The 24,469-nt window shown below is 58.9% G+C and carries 25 protein-coding genes and 1 pseudogene; 14 read left to right on the top strand and 12 right to left on the bottom strand.

Translation table 11 applies throughout. The annotated features are described in order from the left end of the window. Positions 1-17: 17 nt before the first annotated feature. Positions 18-995 (top strand): magnesium transporter CorA family protein, encoded by a 978-nt coding sequence (locus AC1DIJ_RS28225; RefSeq protein ID WP_477831717.1) that lies wholly within the window; start codon positions 18-20, stop codon positions 993-995. 79 nt (positions 996-1,074) lie between these two features. Here the strand turns inward: AC1DIJ_RS28225 and AC1DIJ_RS28230 are convergent, their stop codons facing one another. Continuing rightward, positions 1,075-1,473: an ACT domain-containing protein gene (locus tag AC1DIJ_RS28230; protein ID WP_112386599.1), complete on the bottom strand. Its 399-nt coding sequence runs from the start codon at positions 1,471-1,473 to the stop codon at positions 1,075-1,077. A 353-nt stretch (positions 1,474-1,826) separates the two neighbouring features. Continuing rightward, positions 1,827-2,079: pseudogene (locus AC1DIJ_RS28235) on the bottom strand (PRC-barrel domain containing protein); the annotation flags it as partial. 472 nt (positions 2,080-2,551) lie between these two features. Between AC1DIJ_RS28235 and AC1DIJ_RS28240 the strand changes: the two are divergent. Then, positions 2,552-2,854 (top strand): BA14K family protein, encoded by a 303-nt coding sequence (locus tag AC1DIJ_RS28240; RefSeq protein WP_477831722.1) that lies wholly within the window; start codon positions 2,552-2,554, stop codon positions 2,852-2,854. 136 nt (positions 2,855-2,990) lie between these two features. On the opposite strand, the gene AC1DIJ_RS28245 is transcribed toward AC1DIJ_RS28240, so the two are convergent. The 4 genes from AC1DIJ_RS28245 to AC1DIJ_RS28260 form a co-directional block, all read right to left on the bottom strand. Then, positions 2,991-3,527 carry a cytochrome b gene (locus AC1DIJ_RS28245; protein WP_112386568.1) on the bottom strand — a complete coding sequence of 179 codons (537 nt, stop codon included), beginning with the start codon at positions 3,525-3,527 and terminating at the stop codon, positions 2,991-2,993. Next, positions 3,524-4,570, bottom strand: coding sequence for a catalase family peroxidase (locus tag AC1DIJ_RS28250; protein WP_112386567.1), 1,047 nt, complete (start codon positions 4,568-4,570; stop codon positions 3,524-3,526). Before AC1DIJ_RS28250 ends, AC1DIJ_RS28245 begins: the two co-directional genes overlap by 4 nt. A gap of 155 nt (positions 4,571-4,725) precedes the next feature. Continuing rightward, positions 4,726-6,246: a mechanosensitive ion channel domain-containing protein gene (locus AC1DIJ_RS28255; protein WP_477831718.1), complete on the bottom strand. Its 1,521-nt coding sequence runs from the start codon at positions 6,244-6,246 to the stop codon at positions 4,726-4,728. Positions 6,247-6,596: 350 nt separating this feature from the next. Beyond that, complete coding sequence (locus tag AC1DIJ_RS28260; protein WP_112386565.1) at positions 6,597-6,995, bottom strand: VOC family protein; 399 nt, start codon at positions 6,993-6,995, stop codon at positions 6,597-6,599. An 88-nt stretch (positions 6,996-7,083) separates the two neighbouring features. On the opposite strand from AC1DIJ_RS28260, the gene AC1DIJ_RS28265 reads away from it, so the two are divergent. Next, positions 7,084-7,794 carry a helix-turn-helix transcriptional regulator gene (locus AC1DIJ_RS28265; protein ID WP_112386564.1) on the top strand — a complete coding sequence of 237 codons (711 nt, stop codon included), beginning with the start codon at positions 7,084-7,086 and terminating at the stop codon, positions 7,792-7,794. Here AC1DIJ_RS28265 and AC1DIJ_RS28270 read toward each other — a convergent pair whose 3' ends face one another. Together AC1DIJ_RS28270 and AC1DIJ_RS28275 are read right to left on the bottom strand one after the other, a co-directional pair. Beyond that, positions 7,795-8,067: a hypothetical protein gene (locus tag AC1DIJ_RS28270; RefSeq protein WP_310295864.1), complete on the bottom strand. Its 273-nt coding sequence runs from the start codon at positions 8,065-8,067 to the stop codon at positions 7,795-7,797. Between the two features lie 4 nt (positions 8,068-8,071). Next, on the bottom strand, positions 8,072-8,863 hold the full coding sequence (locus tag AC1DIJ_RS28275) for a DUF899 domain-containing protein (protein ID WP_112386562.1): 792 nt from the start codon (positions 8,861-8,863) through the stop codon (positions 8,072-8,074). 110 nt (positions 8,864-8,973) lie between these two features. On the opposite strand from AC1DIJ_RS28275, the gene AC1DIJ_RS28280 reads away from it, so the two are divergent. The 5 genes from AC1DIJ_RS28280 (at position 8,974) to AC1DIJ_RS28300 (ending at position 12,801) form a co-directional block, all read left to right on the top strand. After that, a complete protein-coding gene (locus AC1DIJ_RS28280; RefSeq protein ID WP_112446092.1) occupies positions 8,974-10,194 on the top strand; it encodes an HTH domain-containing protein in 1,221 nt (406 codons plus the stop codon). Between the two features lie 30 nt (positions 10,195-10,224). After that, complete coding sequence (locus AC1DIJ_RS28285) at positions 10,225-10,860, top strand: outer membrane protein assembly factor BamB family protein (RefSeq protein WP_112386560.1); 636 nt, start codon at positions 10,225-10,227, stop codon at positions 10,858-10,860. A gap of 94 nt (positions 10,861-10,954) precedes the next feature. Continuing rightward, positions 10,955-11,311 carry a VOC family protein gene (locus AC1DIJ_RS28290; protein WP_112386559.1) on the top strand — a complete coding sequence of 119 codons (357 nt, stop codon included), beginning with the start codon at positions 10,955-10,957 and terminating at the stop codon, positions 11,309-11,311. A gap of 263 nt (positions 11,312-11,574) precedes the next feature. Next, entirely contained in the window at positions 11,575-12,477 is a 903-nt protein-coding gene (locus AC1DIJ_RS28295; protein ID WP_112386558.1) for a DnaJ C-terminal domain-containing protein, read from the top strand. Between the two features lie 9 nt (positions 12,478-12,486). Next, positions 12,487-12,801, top strand: coding sequence for a chaperone modulator CbpM (locus AC1DIJ_RS28300; protein ID WP_112386557.1), 315 nt, complete (start codon positions 12,487-12,489; stop codon positions 12,799-12,801). A 24-nt stretch (positions 12,802-12,825) separates the two neighbouring features. On the opposite strand, the gene AC1DIJ_RS28305 is transcribed toward AC1DIJ_RS28300, so the two are convergent. Both AC1DIJ_RS28305 and AC1DIJ_RS28310 read right to left on the bottom strand, forming a co-directional pair. Next, entirely contained in the window at positions 12,826-13,284 is a 459-nt protein-coding gene (locus tag AC1DIJ_RS28305) for a hypothetical protein (RefSeq protein WP_112386556.1), read from the bottom strand. A gap of 103 nt (positions 13,285-13,387) precedes the next feature. Continuing rightward, positions 13,388-14,083, bottom strand: coding sequence for a helix-turn-helix domain-containing protein (locus tag AC1DIJ_RS28310; protein WP_112386555.1), 696 nt, complete (start codon positions 14,081-14,083; stop codon positions 13,388-13,390). A gap of 17 nt (positions 14,084-14,100) precedes the next feature. On the opposite strand from AC1DIJ_RS28310, the gene AC1DIJ_RS28315 reads away from it, so the two are divergent. After that, the gene (locus tag AC1DIJ_RS28315; protein WP_112386554.1) at positions 14,101-15,300 is read left to right on the top strand and encodes an FAD-dependent oxidoreductase; all 1,200 of its coding nucleotides are present in this window, start codon (positions 14,101-14,103) and stop codon (positions 15,298-15,300) included. 342 nt (positions 15,301-15,642) lie between these two features. Next, the gene (locus AC1DIJ_RS28320) at positions 15,643-16,380 is read left to right on the top strand and encodes a metallophosphoesterase (RefSeq protein ID WP_477831719.1); all 738 of its coding nucleotides are present in this window, start codon (positions 15,643-15,645) and stop codon (positions 16,378-16,380) included. A 93-nt stretch (positions 16,381-16,473) separates the two neighbouring features. Here AC1DIJ_RS28320 and AC1DIJ_RS28325 read toward each other — a convergent pair whose 3' ends face one another. Together AC1DIJ_RS28325 and dinB are read right to left on the bottom strand one after the other, a co-directional pair. Then, positions 16,474-17,247 carry an SOS response-associated peptidase gene (locus tag AC1DIJ_RS28325; protein WP_112386553.1) on the bottom strand — a complete coding sequence of 258 codons (774 nt, stop codon included), beginning with the start codon at positions 17,245-17,247 and terminating at the stop codon, positions 16,474-16,476. 157 nt (positions 17,248-17,404) lie between these two features. Further along, a complete protein-coding gene (dinB, locus tag AC1DIJ_RS28330; RefSeq protein WP_112386552.1) occupies positions 17,405-18,505 on the bottom strand; it encodes a DNA polymerase IV in 1,101 nt (366 codons plus the stop codon). A 169-nt stretch (positions 18,506-18,674) separates the two neighbouring features. On the opposite strand from dinB, the gene AC1DIJ_RS28335 reads away from it, so the two are divergent. The 4 genes from AC1DIJ_RS28335 to AC1DIJ_RS28350 all read left to right on the top strand — a co-directional run bounded on the left by AC1DIJ_RS28335 (position 18,675) and on the right by AC1DIJ_RS28350 (position 24,452). Next, on the top strand, positions 18,675-18,860 hold the full coding sequence (locus AC1DIJ_RS28335; RefSeq protein ID WP_112386551.1) for a hypothetical protein: 186 nt from the start codon (positions 18,675-18,677) through the stop codon (positions 18,858-18,860). Between the two features lie 144 nt (positions 18,861-19,004). Beyond that, positions 19,005-19,760, top strand: a complete 756-nt coding sequence (locus tag AC1DIJ_RS28340; RefSeq protein WP_112386550.1) for an ImuA family protein — start codon at positions 19,005-19,007, stop codon at positions 19,758-19,760. Further along, entirely contained in the window at positions 19,681-21,192 is a 1,512-nt protein-coding gene (locus AC1DIJ_RS28345; protein ID WP_112386549.1) for a Y-family DNA polymerase, read from the top strand. The genes AC1DIJ_RS28340 and AC1DIJ_RS28345 overlap by 80 nt, the downstream gene beginning before the upstream one ends. Beyond that, on the top strand, positions 21,189-24,452 hold the full coding sequence (locus tag AC1DIJ_RS28350; protein WP_112386548.1) for an error-prone DNA polymerase: 3,264 nt from the start codon (positions 21,189-21,191) through the stop codon (positions 24,450-24,452). The genes AC1DIJ_RS28345 and AC1DIJ_RS28350 overlap by 4 nt, the downstream gene beginning before the upstream one ends. Positions 24,453-24,469: the final 17 nt, after the last annotated feature.

Raw genomic sequence — 24,469 nt, forward strand, 5'->3', positions numbered from 1 at the left:
GCCCTCAGGAGCCGACTTTGCTGAAAATCTATCGCGACATTGACGGAGCCGTCAGGGCAGGTGCAGCCGATGACTCATTGCCTGGTCACGTCATCTGGATGGACCTCCTCGATCCCGACGAAGAGGAGATCGCATTCGTCGAGCGGCGTGCAAGGGTAAGAGTTCCAACACGCGATGCCCTGAGCGAAATTGAAGTATCGAGCAGGCTTTCCAAAGAGGGAGACCGGCTTTACCTCAGCGCACCCGTCGTTGGTCATGCTACAACCGAGCACGCCGAGCTCTCGCCGGCAGGCTTTATCGTCGGCCCTGACTTTCTGGTGACCATCCGCTTCGACGACTTGCCGGCTTTCGATGCTGTTGCGGAACGGATAAAACACGATGAAACGCTTGCCAGCGGCATGGGTGTTTTCGTGGCGCTGCTGGAGGCCATCGTCGACCGTGGTGCTGATGTTCTTGAGCATCTGGCCGCCGCAGTAGACCAGGTGTCCCGGACGGTCTTCAAAGGAAATCTCAAAGGTTCGGCCTCTCCCCGCAGTGCCAACTTTACGCTGCGCCGCGCGCTTTCCAAAGTCGGCGCGCTCGGCGATCGATCCTCGAAGGCCCGCGATGTCCTGCTCGGCGTTGGCAGGATGGCTTCATTTACTTTGGATGTGTGTCACGAGATGCTGTCGGACGAATTCCGCGACCAGCTGCACGCTGTGACCAAGGACGTCTCCTCATTGAGCGATTACGAAACGCATCTTTCGGACAAGACCCAATTTCTCCTGGACGCAGTCCTCGGTTTCATCACCATCGAGCAGAACGACATCTTCAAAGTGCTGACGATCGCCTCGGTGGTCGGTGTGCCACCGACCCTGATGGCCGGCATATGGGGCATGAATTTCAAGTTCATGCCGGAGTTGGGCTGGGAGTGGGGTTACCCGTTTGCCTGGACGGTCATCATCCTGAGCGCCATCGCGCCTCTCGTCTGGTTCTGGCGGCGGGGATGGTTTTGAGAATCCCCAGTTTGGGGAATCGGAGGCTGTGAACCATCGACCGGGATGCTTGGCCCCGCCGGCGGCCGCGGGTGAGACTTTAGAAAGCGGGTGCCAGCGAGACGAGCTCGTGTCCTGCTTCCAACAACAGACCTCGCGACCGCTCAACGTCCTGCTGCTTCAGCAACAGGTAGTCGCCATTGAAGGTGGATACCAAGAATATACCGACACCATTTTCCGAAAGTGGGCGTATGACCGACAGGACGATGCCCGTCTCCCCGAACGCGAACGGGCCAATGAACTTGAAAGCCGTCCACCCGCCGTCTTTGGAAACGCCGCCAGGCACACGGTCAGCCAAGCATACGATCGATAGTTCGTCGTCCCCGCGGCTTACAGATCCAAAACCTGGTCCGGACCACCATCCGGGCAACTCTGCAGTGGCGTCCAATTGAACTATCGCGTATTCGCCATCGAGTTCAGCAATCTTGATTGTAGGCATGCAGATTTTCCGGGCAGATCTATTTTCACACGTCAATGTCGTCGTTCTTAGCACACGCATAAGCCAATCCGGCAGCCATTTTTCGACCCCATCAGCGGTATCCGCTCCTGCAATGGACACTCGAATGGCAACCATGAATGTGTCCCTTCCAGATGTGAGAAAAGACTGGGTAGAAGCGCGAGCCAAGACAATGCTCGTCTGCGCCACCAGAGAGTTGAGGCAACGCACACGGAGGAGCCCGCCATCAGTTCACAGGCGCTGGTTCCGTCATTGGCGGTTTTCAGAAGACTTTCGCAAAATGTATCCCAGACATTGTAAACCTCAACGCGCCGGAGAGGAAGCAACCTTGTCTGCTCGGGCATCGTCTTGAGCCGATCTTTAGTCCAGCTCGTGACCACATAGATGTCGCCGTCTTCGTCGAACTCGAGGTCCGAAGTCGGGACGGCAACGGGCTCGACGCCAAAAACCGCTGAGCCGCCAACATTGCAGCCGTGAATGTGGTCAATCTTGCCGACCTATGGTCGTCAGCACCATAGATCGTGGCGCCCGGAGCGCCGCCGGCGTCAGTTCAGAGCATGGCAGACGAATGTGGCTCGTGTGGTCTATGGACAGTTCCTTCATTGTTGGAGGATGGAAAATCTGCAGGTCCGCCGACTGTTCTGAAACTGACAATCGCATCGCAGCACCTACTGTCGGTCTCGATCGTCAACGATTATCTCTCCCGACAGTGAACGATTTTCAGCGTCTCGCGTTCTCTGATCCAACAAGATTATTTTGCCTCGGGGACGTCATGAAGACCATCGCATTGTTGGGTTCTGGAATCACCTGCGCGGTCGGCTCCTGCATTGCGGCAGCCTCGATCGCGTCTATAATTATGGCAGCGCCCGAACGCCATACATTCGCAAGTGAAACCGCATCGGACCTGTGGACTACAGCGCCAGTCAGGATTGATCGGTCGGCTCAGTCGTTCGAAAGGGTTCCGGCTCAGTTTTCGACATACGCCCTCGCGCAACCATCTGCAAAGACGGGTCTTGCCAAAGGCCCGGCCACAGTCGCCGCACCAGTCGTGAACACGGCAATGTCGAGCCAGCATTTGAGCTGGTGCATTGACCGCTATCGCTCCTTCGATGCGAAGACCAATACTTACCGCTCGTTCAGCGGCCAGACTCGTGCCTGCTACTCGCCTTATGAAAGCGGTCCTTCGACCACCGTTACGGCTACTGAAAGTGTCCAGCCTACGTCCGTGACGGCCGCGGCCGCCTCATGGTGCTCTGCCCGTTACCAGTCATACCGTGTCGAGGACAACACCTACCAGCCCTATGACGGCCCGCGAAGGGCTTGCGAGGGTCCGCGTGCGTCTAGCGAGGTGGCATCAAGATAGCCCGAGCACACCGGATACCTTGCGAAACGTTAGCGGCTGACCGCGAATGAAACGGCATCGTCCGATTGGCGTTTCTCCGAGACACGTACGCGTTCTTATTCACATCTCGTGAGATACCGCCGTCCAAGCAAAGGCACTATTTGCCTGGCAACATTGCCTGAAGAACCCCGTCGCGGCGAACCAAACCGTGAAACAGTGCGGCCGCGAGATGCATCACGACGAGTGCGAAAAACGCGAAGGCCAGATAGAAATGTGCGCTCCAGAGCATAGCGTGCAGGCTCGCGCTCTGCGGCAGGATCGGGGGAAGACGGACACCGCCATAGAGCACAATCGGATAGGCCGCTGCCGACATCATCGCCCAACCAATGAGCGGCATGGCGATCATCAGCAGGTATAATGCAAGATGCGACAGATGGGCAGCGAGTTTCATCGGCAGCGGTAGATCTGGTGGCAGAGCCGGGGCACCCGATATGAAACGGACCACAAGACGAACCAGGGCGAGAACGAGGATGAGGATTCCCAGAGTCTTGTGTGTCACCAGCAGCGCAACGTACCGCTGACCGATCGTCGTGACCATCCCGACGCCGATGAATAGCATGGCCAGAATTCCGACAGCCATCAGCCAGTGCAAAAGACGCTGGGCGGCAGAGAAACGTGTTGTGATGCCGGTCATGGTTTCGCGCTCGCTGCTGTTCGGGGGTACTGGCTCGCTTCACTGGTTCGAAGATCATAGGATCTGGCATAGGCAGCCGATCGTGCTGCAGGAAATGGATCATCGGAAACCTCGATGCCGTCCGGCAGAACTGTCGGGTCGAAATTGATATCCCGGCACAGGCCGTCCGCCTCTTGCTCGATTTTTTCCACCACAAGCGTTCCAGCTTCCACCGTCCTTCGTTCAGGCGGCCAGGCCTTTGTCGGATCGGATGTTGGATCTGAAGGGTCGGCGACTGTCAGAACAAGGGTCCAGCGCTGGGGCGACTTGGATACACGGTCGATGATGTCCTCTTCAAGATGATTGGGGCCCAACTTTGCGAAATCCTCAACTGCGATCGTCACAGGCTGAGTTTCGGGCCGCAGTGACCAACGCACCGCGTTCTTGGCCCCGTCACCATTCGTAAAGATGAATGCATTCAGGCTATTGAAGGTCACCTCGGCATAGCTGGCTGTCCAAGGGGCCTTGCTTGCCCACTCGCCGAATGCGGCAAATTCGGGATGTGCTGCCACAAAGCCCTTCATGGCATCAGGGTTCTTGCTCTTTGAAGCCTCGAGCAGGTCATAAAATCCCTGCGGCGTCGAAACCGCGAAGACAGGCGGGTCAATCAGCGCCATGCGCCAGACGTTACCGTCCGGAGCTGAAATTTGCATACCGATGCCGCGCACGCGCACGGTAGGATCTGCTGCGTTGGGATCAGGCGTTGCGAGGTTGAAACGTCCGAGAACCGGATATCGTCCCGCGATGAACAACGGTGCCTTCGAAAGCGCGACAGCGTTGCCATTGGCTTCGAAGTTGCCCGTGAAGCACACCCCCTTCGCATGATTTCTCCGATGCCCCAGCGCGGGTCCGCCAGGAGGCGCCAGAGCGGCCACAAGCTCCATAGATGTTAGGCGTCCGGGTGTGAGCCATCCGGCAGTGTATGCAAAGGCGCCGACGCTGAAGCCCACGACTGCACTGATCAGCACGAGGGATCCGAGAGCGGAATGCTGCGAACCCGGCATGAAAAACTCTCCGTCGTTTCAGTTTTTCTGTGATGCTGGAAATCGATTGCGATGCGACGACAAGTGGTGCTGGGGATGCTTCACCTGCTTTCAGGTTTTGAAGAATGGCATTGTTGTCCATCGCGGTCAAATCGGAGGTCGCGGTGGAGGCGGCCTCAATGCCCCGAATGTGGGACCTGAAAGAGATGACGGATCCTTGCTGTAATCGAGGTCGGGTGCTGATCTGCTGATTGCCTCAAGTCGTTTGAAAGGTGAATCTCGCTTTCGACGCGTCGCGTCAATAGCAGTCCGAGCTCTTCTGCAAGTCCAGGACGGTCTCGCATGACGCCTGCCAGGACCTCTTTGGAGATTTCGTAGACGACGACAAAGGTGAGCGCGCGCATTCTGGCCGGTTCGACCGCACCCATGAGGACCCCACGTTCGCCAAACAGGTCGCCAGGCGCCAATCTCGTGATCTCGCTCATGACCCCTTCAATCTCACGCTCGACGACGACCACCCCGCTTCGCACGATCATCAGGGACGTCAAAGCAGCGTCCTGGGGAGCGATGACGACATCCTGTTTGAAGGTCAGCCGCTTCATCTCCTGCGCAAGGTTCTCCCTTTCGTCCTCTGTCAGAGTGGAGAACAACCCTATCGAGCTCAGGAGCCTCCAGGGAGTTCCCGGGTGTTTGGATGTCGCGTCCTGAACCTGAACTATGCCGGCCGATGCGTTTACCGGTGGACCGAGCTGAATTCCAGCCGCTTTGGCATGCCTGTAGGCAAGGTCGTAGATCTCATTTCGTGCCGCTGCGATCTTCGAGATCCCCGACACGCGGAAGGAGAGCTCAACATCGACGCCTGATGAATCCATGCCGACAATCGAAACGGATGGAGGCGGAGATTTGAGAATGGAATTGGCGCTGAGCAAGACCGCCTGCATTGCCTGTTCAATCGTTGCCGGGCTGCGGGTTGGAAGCATTCGAACTGTCACGGTAGCGCCATGGACCTCATCGGGAGCGGTGAGGTTCGTCAGACGAGCCTTCGCAAGCGCGCTGTTCGGCACGATGATCAGATCATTGGTGCCGCTCAGCAGGTGAGTGGAGCGCCAGTTCGTCTCCACCACCCGGCCCTGAACATTGTCGTCAAGCACAATCCAGTCGCCGACATTATAGGGCCGGCCGAGATTCAGTGCGATGCCGGAAAAAACGTCGTTGAGGGTACTTTGCAGTGCCAGACCAAGGACGATTGCAAAAACGCCGGATGTGGCGATCAGGGTACCGACCGGCAGACTGAAGACGAAGGCAATAATGGAGAGAGCCGCGCCGACGTAGATGATGCCTACAAGCAGATCCTGTATCAGTCGGCCCTCTCTCGGATTTCGCTCGAAAATCAGAAACAGCCGAACCGAAGCGACAAGGACCATTGCAGTGCCGATCCACCACGTCGTTTTCGCAAGGCCGAGAAACAAACGGTGTGTCAGATCCTCGGCCGTCATATCGGTCGACCATGGCGCGACACCGTTGGCGATCAGCAGGACCGTCAGCATCACGAAAAACACGACGTGAGCGGAAAACCGCAGCGCGGGCCGTCCTCTTGCAAAGACTCTCGCTGTAAGAATCAAGACCACAAGGGTCACGAACTGAGAGATCGGGTCACCGAGAACACGGCCTATCAGCGTAGAAAATGGGTCTGACATGGCGTCTCCTGGATGATGCCCGAACCAACCTTACCCCAGCGCCGCATGGTGGCAATCGACGGTCAACAGGAATCTTCGCACCATTCTGCCTATTCTGAACCATTCAAGACCTACCTTCGCGCAGCGATAGTTTTTACCGGGCCATCCGGTCGACCTTCCCGAGCAAGGCTCGGCGACCGATATCGCGGCGTCTAGGATAGATATTGTTTTCATAGATCTTTTCGATGAAAAGACGCAGCTCCCTTCCAAATGAGAACTTCTTCGTGTGAAGCATTTTCCTGGCCGTACATATGCATCCGGCACCGCTTCTTGCTTCACGAACGTTGACAATGCTCGCGTCTGGAGCGCCATCAGCGGCTGCCAAACCGAGCTCTTGCTTCTTCCGTCGCGGGCATGAAGAACGATACTAGCGTGCCCTCAGGGTCTCTGAACTGGAAGGTGCGATTGCCCCAAGGTAGCAGTTTTGGCTCGTGCACCACTTCGACATTGCTCTTAAGGCGTGAGAACTCCGCATCGATATCATCGACCAAAAATTCGAGTATCGCGGACCGGTTGGCGCCCGGCGTGGCGGTTCCGGCCATGAAGAGACCCACGGTCTCGGCTGCGCCGATCGCCAATGTCGCGCCAGGCGTCACTATCTCGGCAAAGACCGGCGCCAGCCAGTCAGCGGCGGTATCCGTCACCAGTTCGTAAAACGAAACGGCGGCGGTGATGTCGCTGACGATAAGGCGGGTGGATGCAAGTCTCATGATCTATCTCTCCAATAACGCCGCTTGGTCGGCATTGAGACCTTGTAAGCGAAGCCTCCTGACAGCATGGTGGCAGCAGGAGTGAGCCATGCGTCGTGCCGACCGTCTTTTCCAAATCATCCAGATCCTTCGTCGCTCGTCGCGTCCGGTAACGGCAACCATGCTTGCCGGCGAGCTGGAGATCTCGATCCGCACAGTCTATCGGGACATGGCCGATTTGATTGGTCAACGTGTCCCGATCGCTGGCGAAGCGGGCTTGGGCTATATTCTCGATTCAGACTACGACATGCCGCCCCTCATGCTCACACCTGATGAGATCGAGGCGGCCGTGCTTGGCGCCCAGTGGGTTGCACAGCATTCCGACCCATCGCTTGCAGCTGCTGCCCGCGATCTGATTGCCAAAATCGCTGATGCCATACCGGAAAGACTGCGCCCCCACATTGCTGAACCGAGCATTGGCACCAAGCCGAAAGCCGGCGATGCCGCAGAGATCGTCGACGCAAGGCAGCTTCGCAGCGCCATCCGCACCGGTATGAAGATCAGGCTCCGCTATCACAGCGAGCGTGGGGAGCACACGGAGCGGATCGTTTGGCCAGTCATTCTCGGTTATGCTGAAGCCTATCGGATGCTGATCGCATGGTGTGAGACCCGAAGCGATTTCCGCCATTTTCGTACCGATAGGATGATTGCCGCCGAAGTTCTTGAAGAGCCTATCGGCTTGCGAAAAGGCGAACTGCGGCGTCGTTGGGAAAGGTGGCGAAACGCCCGGGATCCTTCAGCATTCCCATTCAACACCTGATCAGGTGTCACGGTTGTGCCGCTTGCCGAGCAGATGCACCCACGGGACAAGATGGGCAATCGCCATCAGCACATACATCAGCACCATCCCGCTTAGCATCGAGCCGCCGTCGCTGGCACAGATCGTCATTGTTGATCGATCGCCAGCATTCAGGAAAGCCATGACGCCAAAGACAGGAGCGGCGGCAAGGTGTAGAAAGCGGCTGATCGCCGTGGTCCGATATCGGCCGGCGGAAGCGCCGGCCATGCCGTTGTGAATGAACGATCTGCGCACGGCGCTAGACTCCGTAGCGATCGTGATGGCGCCACCAGACGCCTTCCTCATTGCGCCCGAGTGGTGCCCGGTCGAGCCATTGATACATGCCCCAGAGGCCATCCAGCCCGCGGGCGTAGGATGAATAGGTGTGATAAATCTCGCCGCCATGCAAGGCAAAGGAGCTCACACCTGGCCGGTCGCGTGTATAGGTTGCGACATCAGTGCCCGTCATCGAAGCGATCTGCGCGACGGGCCCCTCGCTGCCCTTGAGCTCCCATTGTTGCACCGTCTCGGCGAGCGGTTCGGGCATCGGTGGCTCACGGCGATAGTTGTACTCGATGCCACCGTTCACCTGCTCCTCCGGCGTGAACCAGACATTGAAGTCGTGATTGAAATCACTTTCCGCTGAAGACGCCCAGTCGAAGGTCCATCCCATACGCTTCTTGAATTGCTGCAGTTTGACGAGTGGTCCGCGCGAAACGGCCCAGAAGGCGACGTCATGGTTTTCCAGATGTACGAAAATGCCGTTGAACCCGTCAGCTATCGATGAACAGGAGGGGCAGCCCGCTGTATAGTCCGTGCCGAACATGAAGTGGTAGACGAGGAGCTGCGAGCGCCCCCGGAAGAGCGCCGAAAGAGGCACGATGCCCGCATCTGTCTGCAACTGATATTGTTTGTCGATCTTCACCCAGGGGAGCTGGCGGCGGTGCTCCGCGATTTCGTCGCTGCGCCTTGTCAGCTCTTTTTCTTCTTCAAGAAGGGCAAGCCGGGCTGAAAGCCATGCCTCGCGCGTGCCAGTCACAGTGGTCGTCATCATCTTTCTCCTCATCAAAATTCTGCAGGCGCTTCACGTAGCCGGCAGATCGGCGTTACCCTAGGTCTGATTGACCGGAGGGTGGGAGTTACAAGTGTGACGGGATTTCAATGGACTCGATGATCACGGCTGCGGCGCAAGCGCTCGCGGCCGGCGATGTGCTCGGCGCTATGAAACGCGTCGCGCTGCGTGGCGATGCTCCGGCGCTCGCTCTCAGAGGAATTGCACTTGCCCAGCTCGGTGATTTCGAGCGGGCCAAGGCGCTCCTGAAAAACGCTCACCGCGCCTTCACCTCCCGCGAAGAGCTGGCTCGCGCCCGCTGCAAGCTGGCGGAAGGTGAGATCGCCCTTGTGAGCCGCGACCTCAGCTGGCCTGAAAAGGCTCTGGAGATGGCGCGCCAGACGCTCGAGCGGCACGGCGACAGGCCGAATGCAGCCCATGCCCGAAATCTGCAGATTCGCCGCCTGCTGCTTGTCGGCCGCCTCGAAGAAGCGGAGACGCTGCTTGCGATGCTCGATCCATCGCCATTGCCGCCCGCCGCAAGAGCAAGCCTGGAGCTGACCGTCGCCGGCATTGCAGTCCGCCGGCTAAAGATCCAGATCGCCCGCGCGGCTTTTGCGCGCGCGGCATCTGCGGCAAGGGACGCCGATATTCCGGCTCTTGTTGCGGAAGTGCAAAACGCAGCTCATGTTCTCGATGAGCCCGCGGGCCGAAGAATTGTCCACGGCGACGAACGCACCCTTTACCTCGATGAGGTCGAGGCACTCCTTTCCTCTGATGGCCTTATCATCGATGCCTGCCGCTTCACCATCCGTCGTGGCTCCCGAATCGTTTCCTTGGCTGGAAGGCCAGTGTTGTTTTCACTGGCGCGCGCGTTGGCCGAGGCTGCACCGGATGACTTGCCGCGCGGCGTTCTGCTCGCCCGTGCCTTCGGTGCGCGCCATGTAGACGAATCCCATCGTGCCCGTCTGCGGGTCGAAGTCGGGCGGCTGCGCGCCGCGCTAGAAGGGCTTGTGACCATCGAGGCCACACAGGACGGCTTCGTTCTCCTGCCTGCCAACGGCGCCGATGTCGCGGTGCTGGCACCGCCGATCGATAATGAGAACGGTACTGTGCTCGCCCTCCTTGCCGACGGTGAAAGCTGGTCGAGTTCGGCTTTATCGATCGCGCTCGGGATCAGCACGCGCACGGTCCAGCGCGCACTTGAAACACTTGCTGCGTCGGGCAAGGTCGAAAGCGTAGGCAATGGACCGGCGCGGCGCTGGATCAGCACGCCGGCAATCGGTTTCCCGACAACATTGTTACTCCCGGGACCGCTCCCGAGCGGCTAGCGTCGCGAAAATAATGATGGAGGAATAGGCATGAAGCGATCCGCAGCCGAGATCATCCGTGAATACGGTCCTTTCGATAGTGCCCAAAGGGTCAACGGCGTGACCTTCGACGGGCAGCATATCTGGTTCGCTTCCGGCGAGAAGCTCCATGCGCTGGATCCGGAAACGGGTAGCGAGGTAAGCACGATCCATGTTGCATCGCATGCAGGGACCGCATTCGACGGCCGCTCTCTCTACCAGATCGCCGAGGATCGGATCGTCAAAATCGATCCTCAGACCGGCACGGTCCTGTCGACCATTCCGGCGCCCGGAAACGGTGGCGATTCCGGGCTCGCCTGGTGTGAGGGCAGCCTTTGGGTCGGCCAGCATCGCGGCCGCAAAATCCATGAGATCGATCCGGATACCGGCGCCATCAAGCGGACCATCGAATCCGATCGGGTCGTGACCGGCGTCACCTGGGTCGACGGTGAACTGTGGCATGGGACGTGGGAAGGCGACGTCAGCGATGTACGCCGTATTGATCCGGGGACAGGCGAGGTTCTGGTACGCCTCGAGATGCCCGAAGGGATCGGCGTTTCCGGCTTGGAATCTGACGGGAAGGATCGCTTCTTTGCCGGTGGCGGAACGCAATCCGTGGTTCGGGCAATCAGGAGACCGCGACCGTGAAATCAAGGCGCAACGCTGCCCTCTCATGGCAAATGGAACGCTTCGCGGCGTTCGATCATTTCAGGAGTGAATGGATTCGAGCGGAGCTAGGCAGATGCAAATCCAAGGGGTCTACGCCGCACTCGCGACCACCGACATCAAGAAGGCAGAAGAATTTTACAGCTATCTATTCGGTCGGGAAGCCGAYGATCGCCCGATGGCGCGATTGATCCAATGGCGCGATGTTGCCGGAGCGAACATTCAGGTATTCGAGGATCGTGATACGGCCGGTTCCGGCCGATTGACGATAGTCGTGCCTGATATGGCCGATGCCAGAAATGCCCTTCGGAAGATCGGTGTGCAGCTTGTGGGTGAAGCCCAGGGTGACTATGGCCGGATTGCACAGATTTCCGATCCAGACGGCAACCGCATCACGCTTGCTGAACCGCCCTCAAGAGCGTTCACTCGTTAGGCTCGCGTCGCCGGCACGGCTTTCACACGGCCAACCGGATCAAGGTAATCCGGACAGCCAACAGCAATTGAGCGCCAACCGGGCAAGAGGTGCGGGAAACCTGGCGATCCATGTGCAGATCAACTGCGATGGTCGCGCACCCGTCGTTATGTAAGCCGTTTCATGCACGCCCTGACAGCCCCCTGGTGTTACGCCGCAAGGTTCTTGCAGGCAAAGTCGCCAGCACTATCTCTTATGTAACAAAGGTGCATGGCGGGATACTCATGGCGAACCCCTACGAAACACTGGGTGTGGCAAAAGGCGCATCGCAGAAGGAAATTCAGACCGCATACCGCAAGCTTGCCAAGAAACTGCATCCAGACCTCAATCCTGGAGACGCTGCATCGGAGGAGAAATTCAAGGCAGCGTCAGCCGCCTACGCAATCTTGGGTGACGAAGACAAGCGCGCCAAATTTGACAGGGGTGAGATCGACGAGACGGGCGCAGGGCAGCAACAGCGGAGCTACTATCGTGACTATGCTGCGGATCAGGCCAGCGGCGCCCGTTATCATAATGCAGGCGGTTTTGCCGATTTCGGTGACAGAGACGACATCTTTTCGAGCTTCTTTTCCGGAGCAAGGAGCAGGGGCAATGCGTCTTACCAAGGTGGCGACCTGCAGTATCGACTGGAGGTCAGTCTTCGCGAGGCGGCGAACGGTGGCAAGAGGACGGTTTCGCTTCCCGAAGGCGGGACCCTGGAGCTCAAGATCCCGGCTGGTGTCCGGGACGGCCAGATCCTGCGCCTTCGTGGAAAAGGCGCACCGGGCCATAATGACGGACCGGCCGGCGACGCCCTCATCGAAATCCACGTTCTGCCTGACAGGCAGTTCTCCCTTGAGGGCGATGACGTCAGGACCGAAGTCCCTATTTCAATCCGCGAGGCGGTTCTCGGCGCAAAGGTGGAGGTCCCGACCCTGTCCGGCGCGGTGTTCCTTTCGGTTCCACCAAATTCCAGCACCGGCAAGACGCTTCGTCTCAAGGGCAAGGGTTTTCCAAACAAGCATGGTGGCCATGGCGATCAATACGTCGTCCTGAAGATCGTGTTGCAGGGCACGCCGGACGCAGAGTTGAACGAATTCATGACCAACTGGGAAGCGGGCAAGTCACATGATCCGCGGCGTACATAGGAGGAGGCGATGGACGAGCTTGAATATTGCCGTACCCTGAGGATTGAAACGTCAACCCTTCAGATGTGGGTCGAGGAGCGATGGATCATCCCGGTTGGATCTCCCGACGCTTTTTCCTACGAGGATGCCGACGTGGCAAGGGGTCGCTTGATTCTAGACCTGATCGGAAGCATGGGGGTCAATGATGCAGGCATCGACGTGGTCATTGATCTTGTCGACCAGCTCCACAGTCTGCGCGAACGGATGCGTTTGTTGATGGATGCCATCGCGACGCAGGACATCGCGGTCCAGAATGCACTCGGCCGCGCACTCAATCGGGGCTGATGCCCGCAGAGAACGCCTGCCAGGTCATTCATTCTTGCTCATCGTGCTCTTGTATTCGAACTCGGCATTGGCTGGGTGGTCGACATATTTGTGCTTGAAGACCTCCGCGTCTTCGGCCTTTTCGAAACCGACCGCCACCCAGCGAGACGCGGCCATATTTGAATCGGCCCAGATGACGAAAATCTCGGCTTCGGGAAATTCGCTTCCCCAGTCATTTGCCCGATCTTGGAACGCCTCGTCGGTTTTGAAGGAAAAGGTGAACAGTGCCTTCAGCCGTTCTTCGTGGGCATGGAAGTAATCCAACACCGACTTCTCGTTGATAGGGAAGGGAGCGCTTTCGAAATTGTCGTCTGTGCCGAACTGCAGCGTCTCCAGATTCTTGCCGCCCTTGTTCCGGCGTAGCGAGAACTCGAAATTGTGGTGTTCCAGGCTGTAGGCAGTCGCTGTCTTCGGATGGCTCCATTCAACGCGGTTCAATTCCATCTGCAAACTCCGGTCTGGCATTTGGTGGCGCGAAAGTGGTCGTGCAATCAAGAACTAGGGCAGGCACAGATTTGGAGGAGGGCCCAACGCCGATGAGCCGTTGTTAAAGGTGTGATCTGCCGTCTGGTCCCTGCCATGTCGCAAGCTCACTAATACCCGCCAGGATGAGATCGAGCCCGGTCAGGAAATCTGCCCTATCATCGTGTGCCGGCAGATGAGCCGCCATACTGCGGGTGAACGGAAACGCAGCGGCATTGAGGTTAGACCAGTCCTTTGCCATTGCGCGGAGGAATAATTCTCGATCGAGGCCGAGGTCGCGGGCCATCTCGGCATTGGCAGCATTCTGCCCCCCAACACCCAGAACATAGTTCAATAGGGCGGCCACGACCGACCACTCAACCGCCGGATCAATCCCCATCTTTCGGATCTGCTGCCCGAACCGTTCGAGGATCCGGATCGATGGCATCGATCCTGGTGCCTGGGCAAGGGCCGTAGCTATCCAGGGCCTTTTATCGACCTCATCGAAGAGAGCGAGCGAAACTTCACGGATTTCCAAAAACGGCGATGCTCCGCAGGTCGGCGCCAAGACGGCTTCGACAGCTGCGTCGCAGGCCGCGATCAGGAGATCGGCCTTGTGGGCAACATGATAATATATCGCTCCGGCCCCGGTGTTGAGGTGTGCGGCCAGCGCCGGGAAGGTCAGGCCGCGTGTGCCGGCGATGTCAAGCAGCTCTATCGCCGCCTCGATAATGCGTTGCCTCGTCAGCGAATCGGACCGTCGTCTGCTGTCTTTTTTCATAGTTGATATTGACACGAATGGAATGGCATTCCAACTATGGAATGACATTCCATTCAAGGAGATTGTTCGTGAACGTTTCAATTATCGGCGCAGGGCTAGGCGGCCTCACGCTTGCCCGCGTCCTCCATATCCACGGCATTGCCGCAACCGTCTATGAAGCGGATGCCGATCGCGATGCCCGGCCTCAGGGCGGGATGCTCGACATCCACGATTTCAACGGCCAGCTGGCGTTGCGCGACGCCGACCTCTATAAACAGTTTCTGGCCCTTGTGCATCCTGGAGGGCAGCAGTCGCGCGCGCTCGACATGCACGGCAACGTCCTGATGGACAATCCTGACGATGGCACTGGCGGCCGTCCTGAAGTTCAGCGTGGCGAACTGCGGCGGATCCTTCTGGATTCTCTTCCGCCCGGCACGGTATTATGGGGACATAAACTGAGGACCGCCGAACGTCTCGGGAGAGGAAGGCATTTTCTTTCGTTTGAGAACGGTTCGACTGCCGTGGCCGACCTGCTGGTTGGCGCCGACGGCGCGTGGTCGAAAGTTCGCTCCCTCGTCTCGGGCGCCAAGCCCGCGTATTCGGGAACGACGTTTGTTGAAACCTGGCTTCACGACGCAGACACTCGCCACCCCGCAACTGCAGCGGCCGTTGGCGGCGGCTCGATGTTTGGTCTCGCGCCCGGCAAGGGAATCATGGCACACCGGGAACCCAATGCCGTGCTCCATGCCTATGTCGCGTTAAATCGGCCGAAGCATTGGATCGATGCCATTGACTTCTCCGATCCCCCCAGCGCGAAGACCAGGATCGCAGCGGAGTTTAAAGGCTGGGCGCCAGAACTGACCGCCCTGATCACCGATTGCGAGCGTAACCTGGTCGCGCGCGTCCTTCATACGCTTCCGCAAGACCACCGATGGGAACGGGTTTCAGGCGTCACCTTGCTTGGTGATGCGGCCCATCTGATGATCCCGTCCGGTGAAGGGGCCAATCTCGCCATGCTCGATGGCGCCGAGCTTGGCAAAAGCATTGCAGCCAGCCCTGGCGATATCGAGACGGCACTTGCTTGCTACGAACAGCAACTCTTCCCGCGCAGCCATTCGGCTGCGATCGAAGCCGCAGAACTGGTCCAGCTGATGTTTGCCGAAGACGCGCCCTACGGCCTTGTTGAGGCATTTGCGCAGGATCTGCTCGGCAAGCCTAAGGCGGCAACCAAGGCCTGATCCGTGGGCCGGCTCCGGAAAAACCCTCGGCGGAGAGGATCGCCGGGACCTTGCAAGAGTGCCACGATGGGGTACCGTGACCTCTATACACCGGGAAAGTCGATGATCTCGATAGCCGACCGATCAGAGATTGCAATTGGCGTCGGGATCATCGCCCACCGAACGCGGTAAAATGCAGCAGACACCAATCCATCGGCTGCAAGGGTCATCGCCCCAAGAAGTGCTTGCGCTGACGCCCACCCGCAAGGTAACCGGAGCAGGTCGGCTCCGGTGAAAAATTCTTATCCATCCCAATCGAGCGCGACCTACCGCCAGAAAATCACAATCAGGAGCCAGTCTTCATTGTCCGATATTTACGCAATCGGCGACATTCACGGACGCGCCGATCTTCTTGAGGCGCTCCTCGGCCATATCGCCGCCATTCAGCGCGCTGGTAGCTCGCAGCCCGTCATCATGTTTCTTGGCGATCTCATCGACCGGGGTCCGCGCAGCCCAGAGGTTCTTGATCTCGTTTCTTCCGCTCTTGATCGCTATCCCGGCTCGCGGCTCGTATTGGGAAACCATGATCATTACCTGCGCTCGCTGCTACGCGACGAGCTCGCTGAGGACGATGCAACCAATTGGATGGATTGGGGCGGCGTTGCGACCGTCAGCGCTTATTCACGCCAGCCGGTACCTAATTTTACTGGGATTGCAACCGAGATACGCGAGCGCTTTCCACATCATATCGGCCTCCTGAACGGCGCGGTGACCCATGAGGTTGCCGGCAGCTTCTGCTTTGTGCATGCAGGTGTGCGCCCCGGCGTCCCTCTCGCCGCACAGACCGATTACGACTTGCGATGGATCCGTGCGGGATTTCTCGATCACGTCGAGCAGTTCGACCATATCGTCGTGCATGGCCACACCATCACGAACTCTCTGTGGCCCGAAATCTACCAAAATCGCATTGCGCTCGACACCGCCGCCTACCGGACGGGCAGGCTCAGCGCCGCCGTCATTCGCCATGACAGGCTTTCTCATTTCCTCTGCACCGGCATTGCCGCTAATGGCGGGATCAGCGTGGAGGAATGGATGTCGTAAGCGGGGCCAGCGATACACTGCACGCTTGCCCGCCAAAGTGTCAGGTCCGAATTTCCCCGATGCCGGATTTCGCGTGCGACTGGGCCACGATTTTTACGGTAGAGCTGGCTCGGCAAGTCGCTCACCCGTTTTCGAGACGATGCTGTATTGGTAGGGCTCACGCGAAGTGATCATGATGGCATCGTCCGGCAGTGGGCGGGCGAGCACCTTTGCTTCGTCCCAGGGTGCCGTCATCCACAGTTCAGTTTCCTCGCGTGTGCGCAGGAGCACAGGCATCGCTTTCTCGTGCACGGGCCGGACGGCGTTATTGGGATCCGTGGTCAGGAAGCCAAAAAGATCATCAGTTGTCAGACCGTCTTTGACCTTTCTGACACTTTTCCATTGCGCCACCCACAGTCCAGCAAAAAACATCAGCGGCTTTTCGGGAGCGGCAGAAAACCATGCGTTGGGTGTCGCCTCTTTGCCAGTCTTGCTTTTTGGATCGGGTTCGGCAAATGACGTTACCGGCACCAGGCACCGGTGTTCGATACCGAACCATCGCTTCCAATGCGGCAGATTCAATTTGCGCACGTTTGGTGTCCCGCGGTCTGGCTCCATGCGGATCAACTCCTCCATGTCGACAGTTAGACCCTTTGCCCTGGCTTTTGCAGCACGCGCCTCCGCCGCTGCTTTTTGCACGTAGAAAGGCGCTGGAAGGCCCCAACGGCAATTTGCGACCTGCCTGCGACCGTCAGCCACGTTCCTGATGACTGGCGCAAGCTGGTCGGTATAGATCTGGTAGGCGGGCATCGGGTTAATCAGGCTCTCGGCGTCCTGAGCCCATTTCGTAACCCAGTCCTTGTCTTCCATGCGATAGAGCGTACACATCGATCCCCGCCTCCGATTTCCTAGACGGTAGCCGATGCGGCTGCACCTGCCAATAAAATCGTTACCTCAGTCAAGCACGGAACTCCTTCGAAGCAGCAAGTCCGCAAGGCCGCGCCATCTGTCGCCGAATGAGACTTGTGGCTTACTATGCAAGGATCTACCAGGTCAGCGAGAGTTGTTCGGTGCACGGCTGCGTCCTAGGCTCCAGGGACGAGAGCGTCACGCCGAGAAGCCGGATGCCTTTTGACACCGGAAAGACTCCTTCGAGCAGAAGGCGGATGCCGTCTTCGATCGCGCCTTCCGAACTTAATCCTTTTGCCAGCGTTCGGGAGCGCGTGATCTGCGCGAAGTCGGAATATTTGACCTTGAGCGTTACGGTCTTTGCGGCAATGCTGTTTGCTTCGCAATAGCGCCAGACTTTGGCAATGAGCGGCATCATGCCATCCATCGCCGGGCCATAGGCATGAATATCGGACGCGAACGTGTCCTCGGCGCCCACAGATTTGCGAACCCGATCAGGCTTGACCTGGCGGTCGTCGATGCCGCGGGCAATCCCGTAGTAGTAGGGTCCTGATTTTCCGAAATGACTGACGAGAAACGCAAGATCCTTGCCTCTAAGATCTGCACCGGTCTCAATGCCGAGGCGCAGCATTTTCTCGGCTGTCGCCGGTCCGACGCCGTGGAACTTCTTCACTGGCAGCGCTGCCACAAATCCCGGACCATTCTTCGGCGTGATAACTGCCTGTCCGTTTGGCTTGTTGAGGTCGCTCGCCATCTTAGCCAGGAATTTGTTGTAGGAAATGCCGGCTGACGCATTGAGCCCTGTCACCGCCTTGATCTTTTCACGGATTTCGAGCGCGATCTCGGTTGCGATCTCTATTCCCTTGAAATTTTCGGTGACGTCGAGATAAGCCTCATCCAGTGACAGTGGCTCGACCAGCGGCGTGTACTCGGAAAAGATCGCCCTGATATCGAGGGAGACCGACTTGTAGACGTCAAATCGCGGCTTGACGAAAATCAGATCCGGGCATTTTCGCTTGGCCGTCACGGATGGCATTGCCGAACGCACGCCGAACGCGCGTGCCTCATAGCTTGCGGCTGCGACGACGCCGCGGGCCTCAGCGCCACCAACGGCGATCGGCTTTCCGCGAAGTTCGGGATTGTCGCGCTGTTCTACAGATGCATAGAAGGCATCCATGTCAACGTGAATGATCTTGCGCACTCGCTCTGGTGCGGGGCTGTCCGGTTCGGCACTCATCACTCATTCCACATCATGCGCCATCCACCACCGGCTCGCATCAAGCCTCCCTGGTTTCCGGCTTCGCCGCCACATCGAGCTGGCACCGGTCTATCCCGTCGGCGGCATTCATTCTCTCGCATCCCAATGCCAGCCGGCGACGCAAGTTACGTATCGGGATTGCCGCGCCATGCCGCTGCACAACTGCCTTGCGATTCATCTCGTCGCTGCGACCACATGCCCGGCATGCGACAATGAGAACCTTGCATCGAACCTGCCGGAGAATAATCCCATCTTTAAAGGAATTTTTTCTTATCTTTGTCATTTTGCCTATCTGTGGACGAGCTCTTTCTACCGCATTGATTTTGCTTCCTGATCGCGCGTCGAGCCGCTGTGGACGAATGTTGGACCACGAGTATCTGCCCAAACATGACGATTGACTCAAATGCCGATCAGGAACAAACAAGGAACATACTTGCTTTTGTGCAGAATGGAAACCCGCTTTTGACAGAGGTCAATTTTGGCGCACGGTGCCGCAAATCTCGTGATCTCCGAGCTTCGGGAACGCATTCAGCATCTCGAAGGTCCATCTTCGCGTCCGAAGCGGGTCCTACCCTTCGACATACCCGACATCGATGATCGCCTGCCAGGCGGAGGCTTGGCCTATGGCGCTCTGCATGAATTTGCCGGCGGCGGCGCGGGAACTGTCGACGGCGCAGCGGCGGCACTTTTCGTAGCTGGCATTGCTGCCCGCACCACGGGCCAGATTGTCTGGTGCCTTGCAAGACCGGACCTGTTTTTCCCTGCGCTGGCGCAGGCGGGCCTCCATCCGAAGCGGGTCGTTTTTGTCGAGTCCGCCAGCGAGGACGACGTCATCGCCAACATGGAGGAGGCCCTGGGCTATGGCGGTCTGGGTGCCGTGGTCGGCGAGCTGGTGCGGTTGCCGATGACCAAGTCGCGTCGCCTTCAGCTTGCCGCGGAGAAGTCTGGAACCATGGGGCTGATCGTCAGGCGCTGGCGGCGACAGACAGAAGCCAGGGACTTCGGCCAGCCGACGGCTTCGGCCACGCGGTGGCGGGTGAGTGTCACTCCGAGCGAGGAGCTTCCTGTGCAAGGCGTCGGTCGAGCACAGTGGCGGTTAGAGCTTATAAGAGTGAAAGCGGGCGAGTGCGCTGAGTATTTCGTAGGAGCGTGTGATGCCAAGGGTCGTATCAATCTATCTTCCGGAGCTGGCGACGGACAGGATCAGGCGATCCGATCCTTCTATTCCCGTTGAGCAGGCCATCGCCGTGATCGCCCGCAGTGGGTCGAAAAGGTGGGTATCGGGCGCCGATGCTGCAGCCAGGAAATCGGGCGTCCGTGTCGGTATGCCTGCTGCCAAGGCCCAGGCGATCTTTCATGGGTTGATGCTGGTCGACGCCGATCCGGTGGCCGATGCAGCGGCACTCGAACGGATCACCCTCTGGGCCTTGGGCCAGTATTCGCCGCTCGTCGCTGTCGATGCCCCTGACGGGATCATCATGGACACCGAGGGGGCCGATCATCTTCAGGGCGGGGAGCCGTTGATGGTCTCCGGGATCGCCAACCGTTTCCGCGCCAAAAAGCTGTCGGCCCGCGTTGCTATTGCCGACACGTGGGGGGCGGCACACGCCTGCGCCCGGGCAACTCGGCAGGAGAGCGTGATCGTACCAGTGGGCGAGACCGTACGTGCCGTCGAGAAGCTGCCGCTCTCAATGCTGCGGCTCTCGTCCAAGGTCATCGGCGACCTTCACACGCTTGGCTTCAAGACGATCGGAGAGCTGTCGGCAACACCTCGTGCGCCGCTCGCCCTTCGTTTCGGTCCTGAGATCGGCCGCCGGCTCGACCAGATGTTCGGACGCATCGCAGAGCCAATCGAGCCTATCCGAGCCGCTGAGCTGATCGAGGTCAGCCGTGTGTTTGCCGAGCCCATCGGGGCCGCCGAGACGATCGACAAATACGTCGGCTATTTGATCATCCGCCTGGTGGCTGAACTTCAGCGCCATGGCCTTGGTGTTCGCCGCGCCGACCTGATTATCGAAAAGATCGACGGCACTCGCCAAGCCGTTCGTTCCGGAACGGCAAAGCCGTCGCGTGATGTCGTTTGGCTGAAGAAGCTCTTTCGCGACCGCACTGAGACAATCGAGCCGGGTTTCGGAATTGAGAAGCTGACCCTGGTGGCCGTCAGGGCAGAACCTTTCGAAGAGTTTCAAAAGGTCTCCGCACTGGTCGAGGAGGAGACGCCCGATATCACGCCGCTGATTGACATCTTCGGCAATCGCGGCCAGCGGGTCTATCGCGTCGCTCCTGTTGCCTCCGACGTTCCCGAGCGAAGTGTGGCGCGGATCGCGGCGGCAGCCGCAATCTCGGACGAGACCTGGGTGCATCACTGGCCTCGGCCGGTCCGACTGCTGGCACAACCCGACCGGATCGAAGCGATTGCGCTCATGCCGGACTATCCGCCTGCGAGCATCACATGGCGCGGACGAAAGATGAAGGTCATCCGCGCTGACGGTCCTGAACGGGTATTTGGAGAGTGGTGGCGGCGCGACGGTGAATTCTACGCCGTTCGGGATTACTTCGTCATCGAAGGCGAGGGCGGCGAGCGCCTATGGATTTTCCGGCGCGGCGACGGCGTTGACCCTGCCACCGGCTCGCGCGAGTGGTTCGTGCACGGGATATTCGCATGAGCTACGCCGAGCTTCAGGTCACGACCCACTTCAGTTTCTTACGGGGGGCATCCTCGGCAGACGAGCTGTTTGCCACCGCCAAGCAATTGGGCATCGAAGCCTTGGGCGTCGTGGACCGGAACTCACTTGCTGGCATCGTCCGCGCGCTTGAAGCGTCCCGTGCCACCGGCATCAGACTTGTCGTCGGTTGCCGCCTCGATCTTCACGACGGCATGTCGATGCTCGTTTACCCAATGGACAGAGCTGCGTACTCCCGCCTGACGAGGCTGATCACGCTTGGAAAGAGCCGGGGAGGGAAGGACAACTGCATTCTCCACCTCGATGACGTCGGGGCCTACGCAGAGGGTCTCATCGCGGTCCTCGTCCCCGATCTCCCGGATGAAACCTGTGCCGTCCAACTCCGGAAGATGGCCGAGATCTTCGGTAATCGTGCCTATGTCTCGCTCGCGCTGCGCCGGCGGCCGAACGACCAGCTGCGGCTACATGAGATTTCCAATCTGGCGGCCAGGCATCGTGTGCGCACTGTTGTCACCAACGACGTCCTCTTCCACGAACCGGGACGACGACAATTGCAGGATATCGTCACCTGCATTCGCAACAACACCACGATCGATGAGGTCGGCTTCGAGCGCGAACGGCATGCTGACCGCTACCTCAAGCCACCGCAAGAAATGGAGCGGCTGTTCCAGCGCTATCCAGATGCACTTGAACGCACGATGGATATCGTCGAGCGCTGCAAATTCTCGCTGGAGGAGCTGACATACCAGTATCCTGAGGAGGCGATTGTGCCCGGCATGGATGCCCAGCAATCCCTTGAGCATTACGTACGGGAATACATCCCGCAGCGATATCCCGAAGGCCTCCCACGGAAGGTTTTGCGTTCTATCCGGCACGAGCTCGATCTCATCAAGGAGATGCGCTACGCGCCGTACTTCCTGACCGTGTTCAGCATCGTCAAGTTCGCCAGAAGCCAAGGTATCCTGTGTCAGGGGCGCGGATCGGCGGCAAACTCGGCTATCTGCTATATCCTCGGGATCACCAGCATCGACCCGGAAACCAATGATCTCCTCTTTGAGCGCTTCGTTTCAAAGGAGCGCGACGAGCCGCCTGACATCGATGTCGACTTCGAGCACGAACGGCGCGAGCAGGTCATCCAGTGGATTTACAAAACCTACGGCAAGGAGAAGGCCGCCCTCTGCTCGACGGTCACCCGATACCGCGCCCGGGGCGCGATCCGGGATGTCGGCAAGGCTCTGGGTCTACCGGAGGACATCATCAAAGCCTTGTCGTCGGGGATGTGGCACTGGTCCGAGGAACTGATCAGCGATGACCGACTGAAGACACAAGGTTTGAACCCCGCAGACCGTCGTCTGGCACTGACGTTGAAGCTGGCCCAGCAGCTGATGGGAGCGCCGCGCCACCTCGGCCAGCACCCGGGCGGTTTCGTCCTGACACATGACCGCCTCGATGACCTCGTCCCCATCGAACCCGCGAGCATGGCCGATCGCCAGATCATCGAGTGGGACAAGGATGACGTCGAAGCTCTCAAGTTCATGAAGGTGGACGTCTTGGCACTTGGCATGCTGACCTGCATGCAGAAGGCGTTCGATCTTATCCGCGACCACAAACATGAGCCGCTCGATCTTGCCTCGATACCGCAGGAAGACCCTGCGACCTACGCGATGATCCGCAAAGCCGACACACTTGGAACCTTCCAGGTCGAAAGCCGCGCACAAATGGCGATGTTGCCACGACTGAAGCCGCAGACATTCTACGACCTCGTCATCCAGGTGGCGATTGTCCGCCCGGGTCCCATTCAGGGGGATATGGTGCATCCTTATCTGCGCAGGCGAGAGGGGAAAGAGAAGATCGAGTATCCGACGCCGGAACTAGAGGCCGTCCTCGGCAAAACGCTTGGCGTCCCGCTGTTCCAGGAAAGCGCCATGAAAGTTGCCATGGTCTGCGCCGGCTTCAGTGGGGGTGAGGCGGATCAACTCCGCAAGTCGATGGCGACGTTCAAGTTCACAGGTGGCGTCTCCCGGTTCAAGGACAAGCTCGTGTCCGGTATGATCACAAACGGATATTCCGCTGAATTCGCTGAGAAAACATTCAGTCAGCTGGAGGGCTTCGGAAGTTACGGTTTCCCGGAAAGCCACGCCGCCTCTTTCGCCCTTATTGCCTACGCGTCCAACTACGTGAAGTGTCACTTCCCGGACGTCTTCTGCGCTGCGCTTTTGAACTCCCAGCCGATGGGTTTCTACGCGCCTGCCCAGATCGTCGGAGACGCCCGAAACCACTGCGTGGAAGTCCGGCCCGTCTGCATCAACCGATCCCGGTGGGACTGCACTCTCGAGGAGATCGGCGACACCGGGCGGCATGCCGTCCGGCTTGGGATGCGAATGGTGAAAGGGTTGGCCGTCGCCGACGCCGCGCGCATTATTGCGGCGCGCATGAACCGCGTGTTTGAAAGCGTCGACGACGCCTGGCGGCGATCCAACGTCCCAACGGAGGCGCTCGTCCAGTTGGCCGAGGCCGACGCCTTCCTGTCCTCCCTTGAACTGGAGCGGCGTGACGCGCTGTGGGCGATCAAGGCGCTACGCGATGAACCCTTGCCGTTGTTTGCGGCGGCCGCTGAGCGCGAAGCTGCAGTCATCGCCGAGCAACAGGAGCCGGAGGTCCACCTACGGCAAATGACCGACGGCCACAACGTCATCCAGGACTACGGCCATGTCGGGCTGACACTCCGTGGCCACCCGATCAGCTTCCTGAGACACGACCTCGAAAAACGGAACATCGTGACTTGTTCGGATGCCATGAATGCCTGCGACGGTCGCTGGCTGATGACGGCAGGGCTTGTGCTCGTCCGGCAGAAGCCTGGGAGCGCCAAGGGCGTCATGTTCATCACGATCGAAGACGAGACCGGGCCAGCGAATGTGGTCGTCTGGCCGTCGCTATTTGAGAAGAGGCGTCAGGTGGTATTGGGGTCATCGATGATGGCGATCAACGGCAGGATACAGCGGGAAGGCGACGTGGTTCACCTAGTCGCCCAGCAGCTGTTTGACCTTTCCAGCGATCTAACGGGTTTGGCCGATCGCCATGTCGATTTCAAATTGCCGACGGGCAGGGGCGACGAGTTCGCTCATGGATCGCCTGGTAGTCCGGATTCACGCGATCGGGCGCCTATACCCAAAGTCAGGGATATCTACATTCCAGACTTGCATATCGACACGCTCAAAGTGAAAAGTCGGAACTTCCATTGACAAGGGCAGCCACGCAT

This window comes from Rhizobium sp. 10N427, from assembly GCF_056394605.1.

What these genes read in the sequence shown, in the direction of transcription:
- AC1DIJ_RS28230 (WP_112386599.1), bottom strand. Translation starts at nt 1,473, where the DNA reads ATGCCTACAATCAAGATTGCTGAACTCGATGGCGAATACGCGATAGTT.
- AC1DIJ_RS28240 (WP_477831722.1), top strand. Translation starts at nt 2,552, where the DNA reads ATGTCGAGCCAGCATTTGAGCTGGTGCATTGACCGCTATCGCTCCTTC.
- AC1DIJ_RS28245 (WP_112386568.1), bottom strand. Translation starts at nt 3,527, where the DNA reads ATGACCGGCATCACAACACGTTTCTCTGCCGCCCAGCGTCTTTTGCAC.
- AC1DIJ_RS28250 (WP_112386567.1), bottom strand. Translation starts at nt 4,570, where the DNA reads ATGCCGGGTTCGCAGCATTCCGCTCTCGGATCCCTCGTGCTGATCAGT.
- AC1DIJ_RS28255 (WP_477831718.1), bottom strand. Translation starts at nt 6,246, where the DNA reads ATGTCAGACCCATTTTCTACGCTGATAGGCCGTGTTCTCGGTGACCCG.
- AC1DIJ_RS28260 (WP_112386565.1), bottom strand. Translation starts at nt 6,995, where the DNA reads ATGAGACTTGCATCCACCCGCCTTATCGTCAGCGACATCACCGCCGCC.
- AC1DIJ_RS28265 (WP_112386564.1), top strand. Translation starts at nt 7,084, where the DNA reads ATGCGTCGTGCCGACCGTCTTTTCCAAATCATCCAGATCCTTCGTCGC.
- AC1DIJ_RS28275 (WP_112386562.1), bottom strand. Translation starts at nt 8,863, where the DNA reads ATGACGACCACTGTGACTGGCACGCGCGAGGCATGGCTTTCAGCCCGG.
- AC1DIJ_RS28280 (WP_112446092.1), top strand. Translation starts at nt 8,974, where the DNA reads ATGGACTCGATGATCACGGCTGCGGCGCAAGCGCTCGCGGCCGGCGAT.
- AC1DIJ_RS28285 (WP_112386560.1), top strand. Translation starts at nt 10,225, where the DNA reads ATGAAGCGATCCGCAGCCGAGATCATCCGTGAATACGGTCCTTTCGAT.
- AC1DIJ_RS28295 (WP_112386558.1), top strand. Translation starts at nt 11,575, where the DNA reads ATGGCGAACCCCTACGAAACACTGGGTGTGGCAAAAGGCGCATCGCAG.
- AC1DIJ_RS28300 (WP_112386557.1), top strand. Translation starts at nt 12,487, where the DNA reads ATGGACGAGCTTGAATATTGCCGTACCCTGAGGATTGAAACGTCAACC.
- AC1DIJ_RS28305 (WP_112386556.1), bottom strand. Translation starts at nt 13,284, where the DNA reads ATGGAATTGAACCGCGTTGAATGGAGCCATCCGAAGACAGCGACTGCC.
- AC1DIJ_RS28310 (WP_112386555.1), bottom strand. Translation starts at nt 14,083, where the DNA reads ATGAAAAAAGACAGCAGACGACGGTCCGATTCGCTGACGAGGCAACGC.
- AC1DIJ_RS28315 (WP_112386554.1), top strand. Translation starts at nt 14,101, where the DNA reads ATGGAATGGCATTCCAACTATGGAATGACATTCCATTCAAGGAGATTG.
- AC1DIJ_RS28325 (WP_112386553.1), bottom strand. Translation starts at nt 17,247, where the DNA reads ATGTGTACGCTCTATCGCATGGAAGACAAGGACTGGGTTACGAAATGG.
- dinB (WP_112386552.1), bottom strand. Translation starts at nt 18,505, where the DNA reads ATGAGTGCCGAACCGGACAGCCCCGCACCAGAGCGAGTGCGCAAGATC.
- AC1DIJ_RS28335 (WP_112386551.1), top strand. Translation starts at nt 18,675, where the DNA reads ATGCCGCTGCACAACTGCCTTGCGATTCATCTCGTCGCTGCGACCACA.
- AC1DIJ_RS28345 (WP_112386549.1), top strand. Translation starts at nt 19,681, where the DNA reads ATGCCAAGGGTCGTATCAATCTATCTTCCGGAGCTGGCGACGGACAGG.
- AC1DIJ_RS28350 (WP_112386548.1), top strand. Translation starts at nt 21,189, where the DNA reads ATGAGCTACGCCGAGCTTCAGGTCACGACCCACTTCAGTTTCTTACGG.